13 protein-coding genes are annotated in these 16,102 nt (G+C 55.4%); 8 read left to right on the plus strand and 5 right to left on the minus strand.

Annotated features, from left to right (window positions below; translation table 11 throughout):
• The first annotated feature begins 58 nt into the window (after window positions 1-58).
• From QWU00_RS01015 to QWU00_RS01025, 3 genes are all read left to right on the plus strand, one after another.
• On the plus strand, window positions 59-1,090 hold the full coding sequence (locus QWU00_RS01015; protein ID WP_006557089.1) for an isocitrate/isopropylmalate dehydrogenase family protein: 1,032 nt from the start codon (window positions 59-61) through the stop codon (window positions 1,088-1,090).
• Between the two features lie 116 nt (window positions 1,091-1,206).
• Window positions 1,207-1,932, plus strand: a complete 726-nt coding sequence (locus QWU00_RS01020) for an NUDIX hydrolase (RefSeq protein ID WP_231551850.1) — start codon at window positions 1,207-1,209, stop codon at window positions 1,930-1,932.
• The gene (locus tag QWU00_RS01025; protein WP_052051490.1) at window positions 1,929-3,116 is read left to right on the plus strand and encodes an MFS transporter; all 1,188 of its coding nucleotides are present in this window, start codon (window positions 1,929-1,931) and stop codon (window positions 3,114-3,116) included. Before QWU00_RS01020 ends, QWU00_RS01025 begins: the two co-directional genes overlap by 4 nt.
• A 34-nt stretch (window positions 3,117-3,150) precedes the next feature.
• On the opposite strand, the gene QWU00_RS01030 is transcribed toward QWU00_RS01025, so the two are convergent.
• From QWU00_RS01030 to rpsD, 4 genes are all read right to left on the minus strand, one after another.
• Window positions 3,151-4,238 (minus strand): IS3 family transposase gene (locus QWU00_RS01030; RefSeq protein WP_150395605.1). Its coding sequence is split into 2 segments (ribosomal slippage): window positions 3,151-3,977 and window positions 3,977-4,238, totalling 1,089 coding nucleotides; the frame shifts between segments, so codons are not numbered across the junction.
• Window positions 4,239-4,488: 250 nt separating this feature from the next.
• Window positions 4,489-5,667, minus strand: coding sequence for a glycosyltransferase family 32 protein (locus tag QWU00_RS01035; RefSeq protein WP_052051565.1), 1,179 nt, complete (start codon window positions 5,665-5,667; stop codon window positions 4,489-4,491).
• Between the two features lie 424 nt (window positions 5,668-6,091).
• Window positions 6,092-7,639, minus strand: a complete 1,548-nt coding sequence (locus QWU00_RS01040) for a peptide chain release factor 3 (RefSeq protein ID WP_035382376.1) — start codon at window positions 7,637-7,639, stop codon at window positions 6,092-6,094.
• Window positions 7,640-7,741: 102 nt separating this feature from the next.
• The gene (gene rpsD, locus QWU00_RS01045; protein ID WP_035382398.1) at window positions 7,742-8,359 is read right to left on the minus strand and encodes a 30S ribosomal protein S4; all 618 of its coding nucleotides are present in this window, start codon (window positions 8,357-8,359) and stop codon (window positions 7,742-7,744) included.
• 362 nt (window positions 8,360-8,721) lie between these two features.
• Here rpsD and QWU00_RS01050 point away from each other — a divergent pair, with 362 nt between their 5' ends.
• Entirely contained in the window at window positions 8,722-9,276 is a 555-nt protein-coding gene (locus QWU00_RS01050) for an HdeD family acid-resistance protein (RefSeq protein WP_035382377.1), read from the plus strand.
• Between the two features lie 91 nt (window positions 9,277-9,367).
• Here QWU00_RS01050 and nhaK2 read toward each other — a convergent pair whose 3' ends face one another.
• Window positions 9,368-11,986: a Na+/H+ antiporter NhaK2 gene (gene nhaK2, locus QWU00_RS01055; RefSeq protein ID WP_035382378.1), complete on the minus strand. Its 2,619-nt coding sequence runs from the start codon at window positions 11,984-11,986 to the stop codon at window positions 9,368-9,370.
• 346 nt (window positions 11,987-12,332) lie between these two features.
• On the opposite strand from nhaK2, the gene fumC reads away from it, so the two are divergent.
• The 4 genes from fumC to QWU00_RS01075 are packed head-to-tail and all read left to right on the plus strand — an operon-like array spanning window position 12,333 to window position 15,929.
• On the plus strand, window positions 12,333-13,781 hold the full coding sequence (gene fumC / locus QWU00_RS01060) for a class II fumarate hydratase (protein WP_035382379.1): 1,449 nt from the start codon (window positions 12,333-12,335) through the stop codon (window positions 13,779-13,781).
• Between the two features lie 47 nt (window positions 13,782-13,828).
• Window positions 13,829-14,011, plus strand: a complete 183-nt coding sequence (locus tag QWU00_RS01065) for a hypothetical protein (RefSeq protein WP_035382380.1) — start codon at window positions 13,829-13,831, stop codon at window positions 14,009-14,011.
• A 12-nt stretch (window positions 14,012-14,023) separates the two neighbouring features.
• Window positions 14,024-14,179 (plus strand): hypothetical protein, encoded by a 156-nt coding sequence (locus QWU00_RS01070; RefSeq protein WP_156105428.1) that lies wholly within the window; start codon window positions 14,024-14,026, stop codon window positions 14,177-14,179.
• A gap of 22 nt (window positions 14,180-14,201) precedes the next feature.
• Window positions 14,202-15,929 carry an ABC transporter substrate-binding protein gene (locus QWU00_RS01075; RefSeq protein ID WP_392388307.1) on the plus strand — a complete coding sequence of 576 codons (1,728 nt, stop codon included), beginning with the start codon at window positions 14,202-14,204 and terminating at the stop codon, window positions 15,927-15,929.
• Window positions 15,930-16,102: the final 173 nt, after the last annotated feature.

Raw genomic sequence — 16,102 nt, forward strand, 5'->3', positions numbered from 1 at the left:
AATCGCGTCACCAGCCGAACAGGCGCAGAAAAGCTGCGAAGTGAAGGGAGCTTCTAGAATGACGACAGACAGCAAAACCATCCCCGCTACTCTTATCGCCGGCGACGGTATCGGTCCCGAAATTGTGGAATCGGTGATCGAAATCCTTGATACGGTTGGGGCCCCGTTTGAATGGGACCGTCAACTGGCCGGTATGGCCGGGGTGGATGCGGTCAATGATCCGCTGCCAAAACAGACCATTGAGAGCATTCGCCGCACAGGCCTGGCACTGAAAGGCCCGCTGACCACTCCGGTTGGTGGCGGCTTCAAGTCCATTAACGTCACACTGCGTCAGGAGTTCGGCCTGTTCGCCAACCTGCGCCCGACCAAGACCATCGTTCCCGGCGGCCGGTTCGACAAGATCGACCTGGTTCTCTTCCGTGAGAACCTTGAAGGCTACTATGCCGCCATGGAGCACTACATCCCGGTGGGTGAAGACCCCAAGGGCATTGCACTGAGCTCCGGCTTCAATTCCCGCGCGGAATGCCGCCGCATTGTGAAGTTTGCGTTCGAATATGCGGTCAAGAACAACCGCAAGACCGTAACTATTGTTCACAAAGCCAACATTCTGAAGCTGCTGACCGGCCTGTTCCTTGAAGAAGGCCGTAAGGTTGCTGAAGAATACAAAGGTCGCGTTGCCTTCAACGAACGGATTGTTGACGCCTGCGCCATGCAGCTTGTCATCAACCCGTGGCAGTTTGACGTGATTGTCACCACCAACCTGTTTGGTGACATCCTGTCTGACCTCACGGCCGGTCTTGTTGGCGGTCTGGGCATGGCTCCGGGCGCAAACATTGGTGAAAAAGCCGCCGTGTTTGAAGCCGTTCACGGTTCCGCACCGGACATTGCCGGCAAAGGCATTGCCAACCCGCTGGCCCTGCTGCTGGCTGCCGTCATGATGCTTCAGCACATTGGCCGTCAGGATCTGGCTGACCGTATTGATCTCGCCATCAAGAAAGTCATCACGGATGGTGGTCTGCGCACGAAGGATCTGGGTGGCGATGCCACAACCAAGGATCTGACCGCGGCCCTGAAACAGCAGCTCGTCTGATTTCAGGCTGACAGAACGGGAGGCAGGCTTTTCTGCCCGCCTCCCTTTTCTTGGCCATCTGTAATTTTACTTTTAGATTTCACTCTTTTTACAAATTTCAGATCAGATTGCGTATCATGCCCGACATGATACCCAGCTTTTCCGGTCAGTGGCCGCTCCTCCGGCTTTCCCCTGCCTGTACCATTCGCGTGTCTTCGTCCACGCCTTCGCTTTCGCACGCACTCGAAACAGAGATATCCAACCTCTGGGCGCAGGCTCGCCAAGAAACGCCCGCCTTGTTCAATGGCTGCGTCTTCACGGCTGACCGCGTTACCGCCACCACCATATCCGGACACTGGACAGAATACCGGCGAGTTTTTGCCCAGATGAAAAACCCCGCTCTTTTTCCTCATCTGCGCCTGCAATCGTTGGCCGTGATTGGTCTTCTTGAAACGCCTGATGGATACGTTCTGGGCCGACGGCACCCTTCCTCCCTCTATCAGGGAAATTTCTGGCAAAGCCCCCCGGCAGGCAGCATTGAAAAACGAGGAGAATGCGCGGATGCCTCTCTGCCAGAGCAAATCCTGGCCGAAGCAGAGGAAGAGCTTGGGCTAACAGCGCATGACCTTACCGTAGGCGCCCCACAACTGATCTGCCGCCATCCGGGCACCCGCATTCTGGATATCGGCCTTTCCCTTCACACCTCTTTACCCTTCAAAGAAGTGGAGGAACGCTGGCGCCACTCCGCTAATCAGGAATATGACCAACTGGCGCTTGTACACAAAACAGAAACCGCAAACTGGCTCAACCGTCCCGATCTCCTCCCCACCTCACGCGCCTTGCTGGAAGCCGCCCTCCCATGAACCAGCCACCTTTGCCTCTCCAAAAGCAGGAGGAACACGCCACGATCACGCCACACCTGGTTATGATTATCGCTGCGGCTTGCGGATTGATTGTAGCCAACCTGTATTACGCCCAACCTCTGGCTGGCCCTATCAGTGCCGCACTCGGGATGTCTGCCAGCCAGTCTGGTCTGATCGTTACCATGACACAGATAGGATATTGCGTTGGTCTGCTGCTGATTGTCCCGCTGGCTGATCTGCTGGAAAACCGTAGCCTTATTGTCTGGATGACGCGACTGGTAATGCTGGCGCTCGTGGCGCTTCCCTTTTCAAACCATCCCCTCCCGTTTTTGCTGGCTATCGGGCTGGTCGGCATTCTCTCTGTCGCTGTGCAGATTCTGGTTCCGTTTGCGGCTCACCTAGCCCCTGAAGCACGACGGGGACAAGTGGTTGGCAACGTCATGAGCGGCCTCATGATGGGCATCATGCTGGCGCGGCCGGTTTCCAGCTTTGTCACACAAATTTCGTCCTGGCAGACTATCTTCCTACTCTCCGCCGGGGTCATGCTGGTTTTGTCCGTGGTGCTCCAGTGCGTCCTCCCTCAGCGACACCCCAGAACTCAAAGTAGTTATGCCGGTCTTCTGCTCTCAATGGTTCATCTGCTTGGCCATACGCCCGTTCTGCAACGTCGAGCCTTTTACCATGCCTGCATGTTTGGCGCGTTCAGCCTGTTCTGGACTGTCACACCACTCCTGCTCGCCCATTCGCCCTATCTATTTTCTCAAGGAGAAATTGCGCTTTTTGCCTTTGTGGGCGTGGCTGGAGCTATTGCGGCCCCGATTGCAGGACGCGTTGCAGACAAAGGCTGGACGTGGCCCGCAAGCCTTGCCGCTATGGGCATAGCCTCCCTCGCCTTTCTCTCAACCTGGCTCTTTCACCAGCCCACGCCCTTTGTTGTGGCGCTTTGTATTGCCGGAGTGATGATTGATTTTGGTGTGACCGCCAATCTGGTATTGGGCCAACGTGCCTTGTTTATCCTCGCCCCCGAACACCGCGCCCGTCTCAATGGCCTTTATATGGCTATTTTTTTTCTGGGTGGAGCGGCAGGGTCAGCCTTAGGTGCCTGGACCTACGCACAAGGTGGCTGGATATGGGCATCTACATTGGGAGCAGCCCTGCCTGCCGTCGCCTTCCTTGTATGGTAATCCCCCCATTTTTAGTGGGGCGTTGAATGAGAATTCAGGCAGCTGTTTTTAGTTTCTGGGCGGGGGTTAGCCCGCTGTTCCCCATGTTGGGTCTGTCATGATTATATGTCCAGAGCCATTGTGTTGCGACCTCCTGCACGTCCTGAATGCTTTCAAACAAATACTGCTCCAGCCATTCCTGCCGGACAGTTCTGTTGTAGCGTTCAATATAGGCGTTCTGCTGCGGATTACCCGGTTGCGTATAGATCAGGGTAATCCCCTGTTTTTCGGCCCATGAAACCAACGTATGACTGACATATTCAGGGCCATTATCCATTCGGATGGCTTCTGGCCTGCCACGCCACTCCATAACCTGTTCCAGACAGCGGACAACCCGACAGGCTGGCAGGGAAAAATCAACCTCGATCGCCAGTCCTTCACGATTGAAGTCATCCAGAATGTTCAGGAGCCGAAAAGCACGTCCATCCATCAGCCTGTCCGCCATAAAATCCATGGACCAGACCCTGTTGGGAAGGGCCGGAACCGACAGCTTTTCAGGCTTTTCGCGAACCAGACGCCTGCGGGGTTTAATCCGCAGGTTGAGTTCCTGTTCCCGATAGATCCGATAAACCCGCTTATGATTCCAGACATGTCCCTGCACATTGCGCAGATACAGGAAACACAGACCAAATCCCCATCTCCTGTGAGCCTGGGTCAGTCCCACAAGAAGATCGGCAATCCTGTCGTTCTCCGCTGCCAGTCGCGGACGATAGCGAAAGCAGGTCTCGGATATCCCAAAAATCCGACAGGCCAGCGCAATGCTGACCCTATGATGCGCCACAGCTTGTGCGGCCAGTTCCCGGCGCTGGGCTGGCCGCTTCATTTTTTTCCAAGGGCTTCCTTCAGGATATCCGTCTGCATGCTCAGATCCGCATACATGCGCTTCAGCCGACGGTTCTCCTCTTCCAGAGCCTTCATCTGACTGATCATCGAAGCATCCATGCCGCCATATTTCGCGCGCCACCGGTAAAACGTGGCGTTGCTAATCCCATGCTCCCGGCACAGGTCAGGAACCGGGACACCGCCCTCAGCCTGGCGGATCACACCCATGATCTGGGCGTCAGTAAAGCGATCACTCTTCATCAGAATCTCCTCAATTCTTACGCTGAGAAAATTCTCATTCAAAAGCCACTCTTTTTATGGGGGGATTACCGTATGTCTGACAGAAAAACGCACCTGACGGCAAAAGTGAGCAGGAATTTCAATCATAAGAAAGAAACCGCACAGAGCCCCTTTAAATGAGAGCGGGCGAAGTAAGACAAGATTTCTTATCCCACTTCGCCCTCTTTCTACACAGTACTAACGGTGATCAGCCAAAAAACTCTTGAACCGGTTAGCCCATAGCCTGCCAGAGAGGCAGACGCGCTTTGTAAGGCGCATCAATCTGCTGGATCACTTCCTCAAATTTGGACTGATCATAGAGTTTGACCCGCTCTTCATTCGGAATGCCCTGCAAGGCACGAAAAGCCGTGCGAGAAAGCGCGCGGTTAAAAATACCCGGACCTGTTTTATACGCTATATAAAGATGCCTATGCTTATAACAGTTATTATACAGAATACGCAGGCATTCTTCCATGATACTGCTTTTAGCAACAGTTCCATAGAAGTCGTTATGGGTGACAAAATTCTGTGTCAGGAACAGAACAACATCATCTTTCTGCTCCAACATAAACTGTAACGCAGCTTCATCCCGAATGCGAGCATCAGCATCCAGCCACCAACCACCCAGCAGATTGGTTACATGGACGCGCAGGAAATCTGCCGCCTCGGCAGGATGACGCATGCCAAGGAAAAATTCACGTGCTTCAATGCCATAATATTCATATAGCCAAGACGCTGCTTTTTCCTGATTAAAAACCTCAATTTCCATATCAGGGATACCCTGATGGAAATAGATATTTTCAGTAATTTCTTCCGGTGGTTCTTTATCCCAATACATAAAGAGCTTTCTTGGAATTGTTTGTCCAGATGCTCTTTCGGGCTTATCACTGTTGAAAAGGCTAGGCTGGATTTTCCGTGCTATCTCCAGATACAGCCAGTCAATTTCCTCGCCACTCAAAAACTCTTCAAAGGCATTCCCAATGTGGACCAAGGCAGCCTTATTATCTCCCCCCCTCCAAGCCGACGCAATACCTTCAATATAGTTGGCGTAAGGACGGCATAGACTGGCAAGCGTTTGCAAATCGTGTTCAGGCAATGGCTTACCTGCTTTAAGAAGACACAACAGGCGCACTTGCATCAAAGACTGGGGAAGCGGATATTGGTCCCGATTTGTAGCACAAATACGCAGCGCCAAACCATAAATACAGGCGGCTTCAAACGGCTTTTGATTGTGATGAAGGATATTGGCAATTGTAAAGACGTGCTCAAGCACTGCCCCACCATGATGACCAAAATACTCTACGGCCTGCTGGTCACGTTTAATGCACTCAATTTCAAAAGGCATTGGCTCAGGAGGATAAATATCCAGTGTATTTTCAGCTATCAGCGTATCTAATGTTTTTTCAGTCATAAAAAACTGCCTAACCTTGCATTGTTAGAACTATATTTAATGCAGAATTCTTATTTTTCAAAGTAGCCATAATAGGGAGCGACACCTAAAGTTATTGATCAGAAAGTCCGATCGCTCTTTAGATCCTGATTCTGTATTATAATAAAGAATTCTCTTTTTTTGAGTAGAAGGAAGGCCGCCTCTCTTTTCCCGGCGAATACCAAAAAAGCGCACGTAGCACACAATCGGTCCCCCCCCCTCTCTGTCCTATGCTGACAGCGCTTTATTACTCTCTAGCCTGATACTCATATCTGTAAAGCGCCATTAGTCTACAGAATAGATGGACCCACCCGGACCAGGATGTCTCCTCACCAAAGCGGCTCCTCTGGCGCTCATCCTGTCCGGAAAGACGCAGCACCTCTTCCCTAGTTCCGAGTAATTGGTCCTATTTAATCTCAATCCCGATCTGCTTGATATCGTGAAAGGTGATATCCGGGTTCTGTTCCTGGGTACGGCGCATCATGAAAGCCGAAGTGGCCAGGAACACAGGGTCATCATCCAGATCATCCGCCATGGCGCTTCGATTGATTTGAGCGAAGATTTCAATTTTATCACGAGGCCCGGTAATCCAGCGTGCCAAAGAGAACGGGGTGGCATCAAAACCGATCGCCACACCATATTCCGCCTTCAACCGTGCCTGAAGCACATCAAGCTGCAGGGTACCCACAACCCCGACAATCGGTTGCGCTCCATCCTGCGGGCGGAAGAGTTGCACCACCCCTTCTTCAGCAAGCTGGGTGAGCGCCTGCTTCAGCTTTTTGGCTTTCATGGCATCATCCAGCCGCACACGACGCAGGATTTCCGGCGCAAAATGCGGCACGCCAGTAAAGCTGAGGTTTTCGCTTTCCGTCAGTGTGTCGCCAATACGCAGGGTGCCATGGTTGGGAATACCTACAACATCGCCTGCAAAGGCTTCCTCCGCCAGTTGCCGGTCACGCGCGAAAAAGAACTGCGGTGTATGCACGGCAAAATTCTTGCCTGTGCGCGTATGCAGCAACCGCATGCCGCGCGTAAGCTTACCTGAACAGATCCGCGCGAAAGCGATGCGGTCCCGATGGTTCGGGTCCATATTTGCCTGAATTTTGAAGACCAGAGCCGTCATGGCTGGTTCATCCGCTTTAACTGTGCGGGTTTCAGCCACCTGATTTCGGGGAGACGGCCCAAAGGATACCAAGGCATCCAGCAGGTCTGTCACGCCAATTTCCTTCATGGCGCTACCGAAGAACACGGGGGTCAGATGCCCGGCGTCAAACGCTTCCCGATCAAACTGTGGCAGGGCTGCCTCGGCCAATTCCAGTTCTTCTGCAAGCTGAATCATACGCGGGTCAGACTGCGGAAGCTCTTCCTGAGTATGCAGTTTCTTGGTGAGCAGATCATACGTGCCCACGAACTTCGCTGCACGCCCCACGGGCCACGTTGCTGGCGAGGTATCCAGCGCCAGAGAAGATGCCACTTCATCCAGAAGCTCGAACGGGTCCTGCGCTTCACGGTCCATCTTGTTGATGAAGGTGACAATCGGGATGTCGCGCAGGCGGCAGATTTCAAACAGCTTGCGCGTCCGGTCCTCAATCCCTTTGGCCGCGTCAATCACCATGACGGCGGAATCCACTGCCGTCAGTGTGCGGTACGTATCTTCGGAGAAGTCTTCATGTCCCGGGGTATCAAGCAGGTTGAAGATGCAGCCGCCATATTCAAACGTCATCACGGAACTGACGACGGAAATTCCACGGTCACGCTCAATGCTCATCCAGTCCGAGCGTGTACGGCGGCGCTCACCTTTGGCACGTACGTTCCCTGCAAGCTGAATGGCCCCACCAGCGCGCAGAATCCGTTCCGTCAACGTGGTTTTACCGGCGTCCGGATGCGAGATGATTGCAAAAGTGCGGCGACGGGCAATTTCCGTGCTCAGTTCGGTAACGGGCGCATCAGACATGGGGAACAATCCGGCTGGAAAAGACAAGGGACTAAAACGGCAAACGCCGGGTAAGGAGGTTGCCCTCCACCCGGCGCTGCACAGATCGGGCCGAAGCGCCGATTAACGGGAGTAGTATTCCACCACCAGGTTCGGTTCCATCTGCACCGGATACGGCACGTCAGAGAACTTCGGACCACGGATGAAGGTACCCTTCATCTGGCGGTGATCAACTTCCATGTATTCCGGAACATCGCGTTCGTTGGTCTGCGTCGCATCCAGAACGATAGCAAGCTGCTTGGACTTTTCGCGGATTTCAATCACGTCGCCATCTTTAACCAGATAGGACGGGATGTTCATCTTGCGGCCATTCACCAGCACGTGGCCATGGTTGATGAACTGACGCACAGCAAACGGCGTGATGGCGAACTTCATGCGGTAGATAACCGCATCCAGACGACGCTCAAGCAGGTTGATCAGGTTTTCAGACGTATCACCCTTGCGGCGCACGGCTTCCTGATAATACCGACGGAACTGCTTTTCGCTGATGTTACCGTAGTAGCCCTTCAGCTTCTGCTTGGCCATAAGCTGCACAGAATAGTCAGAGGGCTTGCCTTTACGGCGCTGACCATGCTGGCCGGGACCATATTCACGACGGTTAACCGGAGACTTTGCACGGCCCCACAGGTTGACGCCAAGGCGACGGTTAATCTTGTACTTGCTCTCAAGGCGCTTGCTCATTCTGCGCTCTTCTCTTCCACTACTGCAAAACAGGCCAGCCTGCGCCACCCTGCCTGCCATTGCGCCGGTAGTCTCTGTCCCCCACGGATCAGAGCGGGCGCAGTCCGTATCACCGCCAGATGGGAGCATAGTCCATCTGTCAGCCGTCCTGTCCACATTCCCGGCAATGGGGGCAGCCATTACGGAAAGACTGGCTTTGTGTCAATCTTTTCCGCGCGAAAAGTCCCCTGCTGCCGCCTTCTGCTCCCCAGAATTGATTTAAGACAGCACGCCCCGAACCAAGGGGCTGCGGTATTTGTATCAGTCCTTTCGCAATTGGCGTATCGTGGTCATATTAAACGGTCAGAAAAGGATATTCTGCCATGCCATTCGCCAAAAAATGGGGGCTCTTTGTAGCGCTCGGCGTTGCCCTGATTATTCTGGGCTTTATTGCTGCCATTGATGCCGTCTCCGTAACACTCGCCAGCACCATCTTCATCGGCGTGCTGCTGATTATTGCCGGCACCATGCAGATGATCCACGCCTTTGCCGTGCGGGACTGGGGCGGGTTCCTGTTCTCCCTTCTGGCTGGGGTACTCTATATCATCGCCGGGGTCATGATTATTGAAGAACCGGTAACCGGTGCCGGTATGATCACACTGTTTGCAGCCGCCTGTTTTATTGTGGTGGGCATCATGCGCTGCATTCTGGCCATTCAGTCACGCGGCCTGCCGGGCTGGGGCATTGTCCTGTTTGGGGGCGTAATCAGCCTGCTGGTCGGCTTGAGCCTCTACTTTACGCTGCCGTGGTCCGGGCTGTGGCTGATTGGCACCTTCATCGCTGTCGAACTGATTGCCAGCGGCATTGGCTGGGTGCAGATCGGGCTGGCACTGCGCCAGAGTGAGAACAACCAGTTTCCTCCCTCCAGCGGGTTCTGATCGTCCGCAGGAAAACAGAAAAAGGGGCGTCCGGCCATGTGGCGGACGCCCCTTTTTTATCTTCATACAACCGCCAGAATGTTCCCTACAGTCATTCCTTCTCTATGGAAGCAGCGGGAGGTGGCAGCCGGTTACGGTCCATGCTCAAAAGCGCCTGAGCGGCCATGCCGGGCTGTTCCGCTCCTTCACCGCCCCCCTTGTCACCCGGCACCAGCTTAATGGCCCGGTCACCGTCTTCGCGTTTGCGCCGCAACTTCTCAATATTCTCGAGAACAATCGGATATTCTTCTACCAGACGACGGAAGCGGGACGCGCTGATCACCATGAAATGCCCGAACTGCACCGCACGGATACTCGCCGGACAACGCTCATTCTTGTAAGCCCCCAGAGCACCTATCAGGTCTCCCGCTCCATACAGGATATCCCGCTCGGCAATATGAGCCTCAGCCAGACCCGCGCTAATGAAATAGACATTCCGGATACGCCGCCCGCGCCGACAGATCATTTCCTGCGGGGCCACAAACCGAAGGGATGTGGTGGTGGCCAGATCATGCAACTCAGCCCCCGGCAGCCCGCGAAACACGGCAGCGTGCTTCAGACGGCTTTCAATGCCGCTTTTGAGGTCAAAACTCAAAGGCTTATCCAGACGGCTGCGGCGGCGTTCCAGTTCCTTCATCAACTCACGGTTCAGTTCATCACTGATGAGCGATTCAGAGAGCAGGGAATCATACTCCTCCCCTTCCAGCCGCAGAACAATCTGACGGAAAATCCGGTTTTCCAGCGCTTCTGAATAGCCGTGATAATGCAGCCGCAGCGTTTCCAACGCCTCGTTCAGCAGTTTGCGCTGGCGCTGCAATACCTCGGCCACAATCTCGCCAATACGCGGCCCAAGCGTTGGCTCCAGCCGCTCCCTCATGAAACGGGTCAGCGAGATGGACACGAAATGCGCCACCATCAGCATTTCAAACCGTTCGGCCATGCACAGCATAAGAGGCCGATCAATCCGCAGATGGTTGTGGATCCATTGCGCGGTCTTGAAGCGCAGTGAGGGGCTGAGCCGCCGCCGCAAGGCGCGAACATAGCCCAACCGCCCTTCAAGCCGTGCGCCATCAATGGCCGCTTCAGCACTCCGTAGCAGGGTTTCCATCACCCGACGGGAAAGCCCCTGAATGCGGAACAAATCCAGCAGAAGCGAGCGTTCCTGGCTGGCAATGGTAATCAGCGCCAGGTTCACACGCTGCGTATCACCCAGCGCCGTATCAAACTCATTGGCGGCCTGCTCTTCATCCGCCCGCCGATCAATCTGTTGCAAAACAGGACGTGTGGCATCGGTGGAGAACCCGAGTTCGTCCCCCATCTTCTCCGCCCGTTCCTTTACCTTATCCAGACCAATACTGAGCACCTGATGCCGCATGGCTTCATCAATAGGTGAAAGCTTGTCCAGCTTCAGGAACAGCACCAGAGACCGCAAAGTGGTCCCATTGAGCAGAAGCGTGATGAGCACGAACCCTGTGGCGATAATCCCGATAAAATGCGCCACGGGGGTAGAAACCCGTTCGTTCTCCGTCACAGCCAGCGCCAGCGCCAGTGTGATGGCGCCGCGCAGGCCACCCCATACCATGGTGACCTTGAACGGTGTGGGCACAGGCGGAGAAAGTTTGGTCATGGCCAGAAAAGGCAACAGCCCGAACACCACGGCCCCACGCGCGGCCAGACCGGCCACGCTGGCAATCAGGATAAGCACACAATCCCACCGGGTCATGCCCACCAGCAGATGGGGCACCAGCATGGAGGCCAGAACGAACACCAGAGAACCGGCCCAGAACACAAGCTGCTGCCACAACTGGTTCAGGAACAACCATGTCTGCGGCCGGAAGGTGGATGGCCCATAGACGGAAAGCGTCAGCCCGGCAGCGGCCGTGGCCACCACGCCAGATACCCCCAGAAATTCATCAGAAACGATATAGGCCACATAAGGCAGCGCCACCGTAAGCGTAATTTCCGCCGCCGGGGAACCGCCCAGTGCCGTGATCATCATGAGGGTCAACTGGCCGAAAACCACCCCCACAATCAGCGCGCCCACAAAGGAAATCACGAAGGAAATCACGGCCTCGCCGGGGTGAATGGCGTGGTGCAGCGTGACCGATGGCAGCAGGATGGAGAAGATGGAAATGGCGGCGGCATCGTTCAGAAGCGCTTCCCCCTCCACCAGCCGGGTCAGGCGGGTAGCGGCCCCGATGTCACGGAAAATACCAGCCACGGCGGAGGGATCTGTTGTCGCCACAATGGAGCCAAGCAGCAGGCAGACCACCAGCGGCATCTGGGCAAAAGGCAGCAATGCAAAGCCAATGGTGGCCGTGGAAACCACAACCGCCACAACAGCCAGCAACAACACGGTTGCTGTTTCATGCGCCAACCGCCGGACATCAATGGCCAGCGCCCCCTGAAACACCAAGGCAGGCAGGAAGATAAGCAGGAAGGCTTCACTGTTTATAGGGAAGTCCAGCAGCATTTCCGCCAGACCGTTCAGCGCCGCCAGATGCGAATTGCGCAGCGCAAAATCCGCCAGACTGCCGATAATGATGCCGACAATAGCCAGCAACACTGTTTCTGAAAGTTCAAGCCTGCGCGCTATGGGCTGTACCGCGCTTACAATAACAAGAAGAAGCCCAATGGCGAGCAGTACCGCAGCCAGACCCGTTACCGCCATGCTCTTTTAGCCTCTCCGTCCAGAATCGATCTTATTCTCAGCAGCCTCCCATATCGTGCTGATAAGGCACCAAAATGGCGGAGGCTCCCGTCTATTTTGTTTTCGCTTCTAACACGTGACCGATCGGTCAGACCACACCCGTTCATGATATTTCGCAAACCAGACAAAAACCTTATCACCTCATAGCTGCCTTCATCCCTAACGCAGCGGAAGCGAAATGGTCTCTTACTTGTGACCTGTCTTCTCAGAGTCTTCACCCTGCGGCGCACGTTAAGCGCCCCATATTGCTAAGGGCGCGGCACGCCCTCCGGGGTCTGGGCCAGAACAGCAAGGGGAAACCAGAACAATGACTTCAGCACCCACGATCACATCCTGTCCCATCGGTATTCAGGCCGAAGGCACCCGGAGGGAGCGGGATTCCATGGGAGAAATTGAAGTCCCTGCCAATAAATACTGGGGCGCGCAGACACAGCGCAGTCTGATCCATTTCTCAATCGGCACGGACCGCATGCCGCTGCCCCTGTATCATGCCTACGGCGTTGTCAAAAAAGCGGCAGCACTGGTAAACGCAGCCGATGGCCGTATGCCGCAATGGAAAGCGGACCTCATCGCCCGCGTGGCGGATGAAGTCACGGCTGGCAAACTGGATGACCATTTTCCGCTGTTTGTATGGCAGACTGGCTCCGGCACTCAGACCAACATGAACGTGAACGAGGTTATCGCCAACCGCGCCATTCAGCTTGCAGGTGGGGAAATAGGATCTAAAAAGCCCGTTCACCCCAATGATGACGTGAATATGGGGCAGTCGAGCAATGACTCCTTTCCCACCGCCATGCATGTGGTCACGCTTCTGGAAATAGAAGACCGGCTGATACCCAGCGTTGAAAAGCTGATTGAAACCATTCACAGCAAGGCGGATGAATGGATGGATGTGGTCAAGATCGGCCGCACCCATTTGCAGGATGCTGTGCCCCTTACCGTTGGGCAGGAATGGTCCGGCTGGGCCAGCCTTCTGGAAGACGCCCTGAAAAACCTGCACCACGCGCGGGAAGCCCTGTTTGAACTGGCGGCAGGCGGCACGGCCGTCGGCACAGGGCTGAATGCGCCTCCGGGCTTCAGCAAAGCCATTGCCCGCAAGATTGCGGAGCTGACTGGCCGCCCCTTTGTCACCGCCCCCAACAAGTTTGCCGCCCTGAGCGGGCTGGACGCCATGGTCCGCGCCTCCGCCGGGTTACGCGGGTTGGCGGTGCCCCTGCTGAAAATTGCCAATGACATGCGATGGCTGGCCTCTGGCCCCCGGTGCGGACTGGGTGAACTGAGCCTGCCGGAAAACGAGCCCGGCTCCTCCATCATGCCCGGCAAGGTCAACCCGACCCAGTGTGAGGCCATGGTCATGATCGCCACACAGGTGCTGGGCAATGACAATACCGTGGCCGTAGCCGCCAGTCAGGGCCAGCTTGATCTGAACGTGATGCGCCCGGTCATTCTGGCCAACTGCCTGCACAGCATCCGCATTCTGGCCGATGGCTGTCACAATTTCCGGGTCTTTTCGGTTGAAGGGACGGAGATCAACCGGCCAAAACTGGCCCAGTATGTCAACGGGTCCGTCATGCTGGTCACGGCTCTCAGCCCGGAGATCGGGTATGACAAATCTGCTGAAATTGCCCATATCGCCATTGAACATGATCTCAGCCTGAAAGACGCGGCTCTGAAATCCGGCTATCTGGACAGCGCCACATTTGACCGGCTGGTAAACCCGCTGGATATGGTGGGTAAAGGCACGGCTGGGGCCTGAACATCAGGCATCTTTTCCGTCGGGAAGAATACCGGTATGATCCCAGCATGAAACGTTTTGTATGCCGCCTTCTGGCTTTTCAGAGCTTGATGCTTGTCAGCATGCTGGGACTAAGCGCCTGCGCGGATGATTCTCGCCCGCAGCACGTCTATCATCCCCGCACCCACCATGGAGAAGGCACGCCGCGCTGGTATCGTCCTCCAGCATCTTCTCCCTCCTCTTACCGGTAAGGGGCGTATTTCATGCCTGGTAAACTGGTAAGGCTCGGAATTATTATCGTCACCCTTGCTCTGGGCATTTACGTGCTCAGCGGTGTGTACAAAAATTTCTCTCACCTCATGGTGCCGGATCAGGACACGCCGCCTGCTGTGGATACGAATGCCCCCAAAAGCCCATAGAGGCCGGAAAGGCCTCTGGCCGTTGGTTGGAAGGCCTGCCCATCGTCTTCTTCTGGGTGGAGGATGTGCGCTTGGGCTGCTCACAGCAGGCAGCCTTCACGCCCAGACACCCCAACCGAGGGAAGAAGGGCAAGTGATCTCCCCGTCCCTTCTCACGGCGCATCGAGGAGGCACCTTACGGTTGGTCGCCGCAGCGTCAGGCGGAACGCTTGATCCGCACATTAATTACTCTGCCAAATACATCAACCTGTTTGCTGTCGTGTATGACGGACTGACCACTTTCAAAAAAGTGCCAGGCCCAGACGGCAATACGGTTGTGGCGGATCTGGCGGAGGCCCTGCCTGCCCCGCAGGACGGTGGCCGGACCTATGTATTCACCCTCCGCCCCGATATCCATTTTTCCAATGGCCGGACTGTGACGACTGCGGATGTCGCCGCCTCCATGCGCCGTATCTTCCGGGTAGGCTCTCCTACCGCAGGATCATTCTATTCTGCCATCGTTGGCGCTGATCTGTGCCTGAAGGAACCTGCCACCTGCACACTCAGCGGTGGCGTGGTAGAAGACCCGGCACACCGGACCATTACCTTCCACCTGTCCTCACCCGATACTGAATTCCTTCAGAAGCTGGCTTTTACGCACGCTGTCATTGTGCCAGCGGATACGCCTGATCATGACATAGGCAACACGCCCATCCCCAGCACGGGGCCGTATGCCATAGCGTCGTATGATCCCAACAAATCCCTTGTTCTGAACCGTAATCCCGCATTCAGGGAATGGAGCGCGGAAGCCCAGCCTGAAGGCTATCCGGACACCATAACCTACAGCTTTGGCATTCCGGACGAAGCTGCTGTCACAGCGGTAGAAAACGGCCAGTATGACTGGATGGAGGGAAGCATTCCCATGGACAGGCTGGGCGAGCTGGGCAGCCGCTACACGGCGCAAACGCATGTCATGCCGCATGCAGCCATGTATTTTCTGCCCATGAACGTCAATCTGCCACCCTTCAATGTTCAGAAGGCCCGGCAGGCCGTGAATTATGCCCTGAACCGTAAGGCCATGGTCATTTTCTATGGCGGCCCCGGCATCGCCCGTCCCCTGTGTGGCATGCTGCCGTCTTCCCTGCCGGGTGCGACGGATTTCTGTTTCTACACCAAAGGCGCCTCTCCCGCCGCACCCGCTCCACGCTGGAGCGCCCCTGATCTGGAAAAAGCGCGCCAGCTTGTGCGCGAAAGTGGCACTGCCGGGCAGAAAGTGACCTTGATCACGGCCAACACCAGTGTGGACATGGCCATGGGCACCTGGGTGCGGGACATGCTGCAAAGCCTGGGCTATCAAGCCACACTGCGTCCGCTCAGCAGTTCTGTGGCCTTTAATTACATGCAGAACACGTCCAACAAGGTGCAGATTGCCCTTAAAGACTGGTCTGCCGACTATCCTTCTCCATCCAATTTTCTGGATGATCTGCTGGGGTGCGAGAATTTCCACCCCAATTCAGACAGTTCCATCAATATTCCTGGCTTCTGTGACAAACGCATTCAGGCGTTGATGGACCGCGCCAAGACAGACGTCTCCCTCACCCCGCAGCAGAGCGAAGCTCTGTGGCGTGAAGCCGATAAACTGGTGATGGAACAAGCCCCCATTGCGCCGCTGATTGAGAAAGACACCGTTCTGCTGACTTCCCCACGGCTGGGTAATTTTTTCTACACCACGGTAAACCAGCTCTTTTTCTCACAAGTCTGGGTTCAGTAACCTCCGCTCCGTGCGTTTATCCACAGAATCTGTGGATGAAAGACGGGATAATTACGGGAGGACACCGGGATGAGAGCGGGATAACAAAGCACGCTCTCCCCCACTCCTACCTGATCAGACACAATGCTCCCTCTCATAATGCCCAAAAGAAAGGCAATTACGTCGGCACACTC

Origin of the sequence: Acetobacter tropicalis (genome assembly GCF_030644465.1) — a bacterium.
In the GTDB taxonomy this organism is placed as follows: Bacteria; Pseudomonadota; Alphaproteobacteria; order Acetobacterales; family Acetobacteraceae; genus Acetobacter; species Acetobacter tropicalis.

Excerpts from the sequence above, each read along its gene's own strand:
- QWU00_RS01015 (WP_006557089.1), top strand. The coding sequence starts at position 59 with ATGACGACAGACAGCAAAACCATCCCCGCTACTCTTATCGCCGGCGAC.
- QWU00_RS01020 (WP_231551850.1), top strand. The coding sequence starts at position 1,207 with ATGCCCGACATGATACCCAGCTTTTCCGGTCAGTGGCCGCTCCTCCGG.
- QWU00_RS01025 (WP_052051490.1), top strand. The coding sequence starts at position 1,929 with ATGAACCAGCCACCTTTGCCTCTCCAAAAGCAGGAGGAACACGCCACG.
- QWU00_RS01035 (WP_052051565.1), bottom strand. The coding sequence starts at position 5,667 with ATGACTGAAAAAACATTAGATACGCTGATAGCTGAAAATACACTGGAT.
- QWU00_RS01040 (WP_035382376.1), bottom strand. The coding sequence starts at position 7,639 with ATGTCTGATGCGCCCGTTACCGAACTGAGCACGGAAATTGCCCGTCGC.
- rpsD (WP_035382398.1), bottom strand. The coding sequence starts at position 8,359 with ATGAGCAAGCGCCTTGAGAGCAAGTACAAGATTAACCGTCGCCTTGGC.
- QWU00_RS01050 (WP_035382377.1), top strand. The coding sequence starts at position 8,722 with ATGCCATTCGCCAAAAAATGGGGGCTCTTTGTAGCGCTCGGCGTTGCC.
- nhaK2 (WP_035382378.1), bottom strand. The coding sequence starts at position 11,986 with ATGGCGGTAACGGGTCTGGCTGCGGTACTGCTCGCCATTGGGCTTCTT.
- fumC (WP_035382379.1), top strand. The coding sequence starts at position 12,333 with ATGACTTCAGCACCCACGATCACATCCTGTCCCATCGGTATTCAGGCC.
- QWU00_RS01065 (WP_035382380.1), top strand. The coding sequence starts at position 13,829 with ATGAAACGTTTTGTATGCCGCCTTCTGGCTTTTCAGAGCTTGATGCTT.
- QWU00_RS01070 (WP_156105428.1), top strand. The coding sequence starts at position 14,024 with ATGCCTGGTAAACTGGTAAGGCTCGGAATTATTATCGTCACCCTTGCT.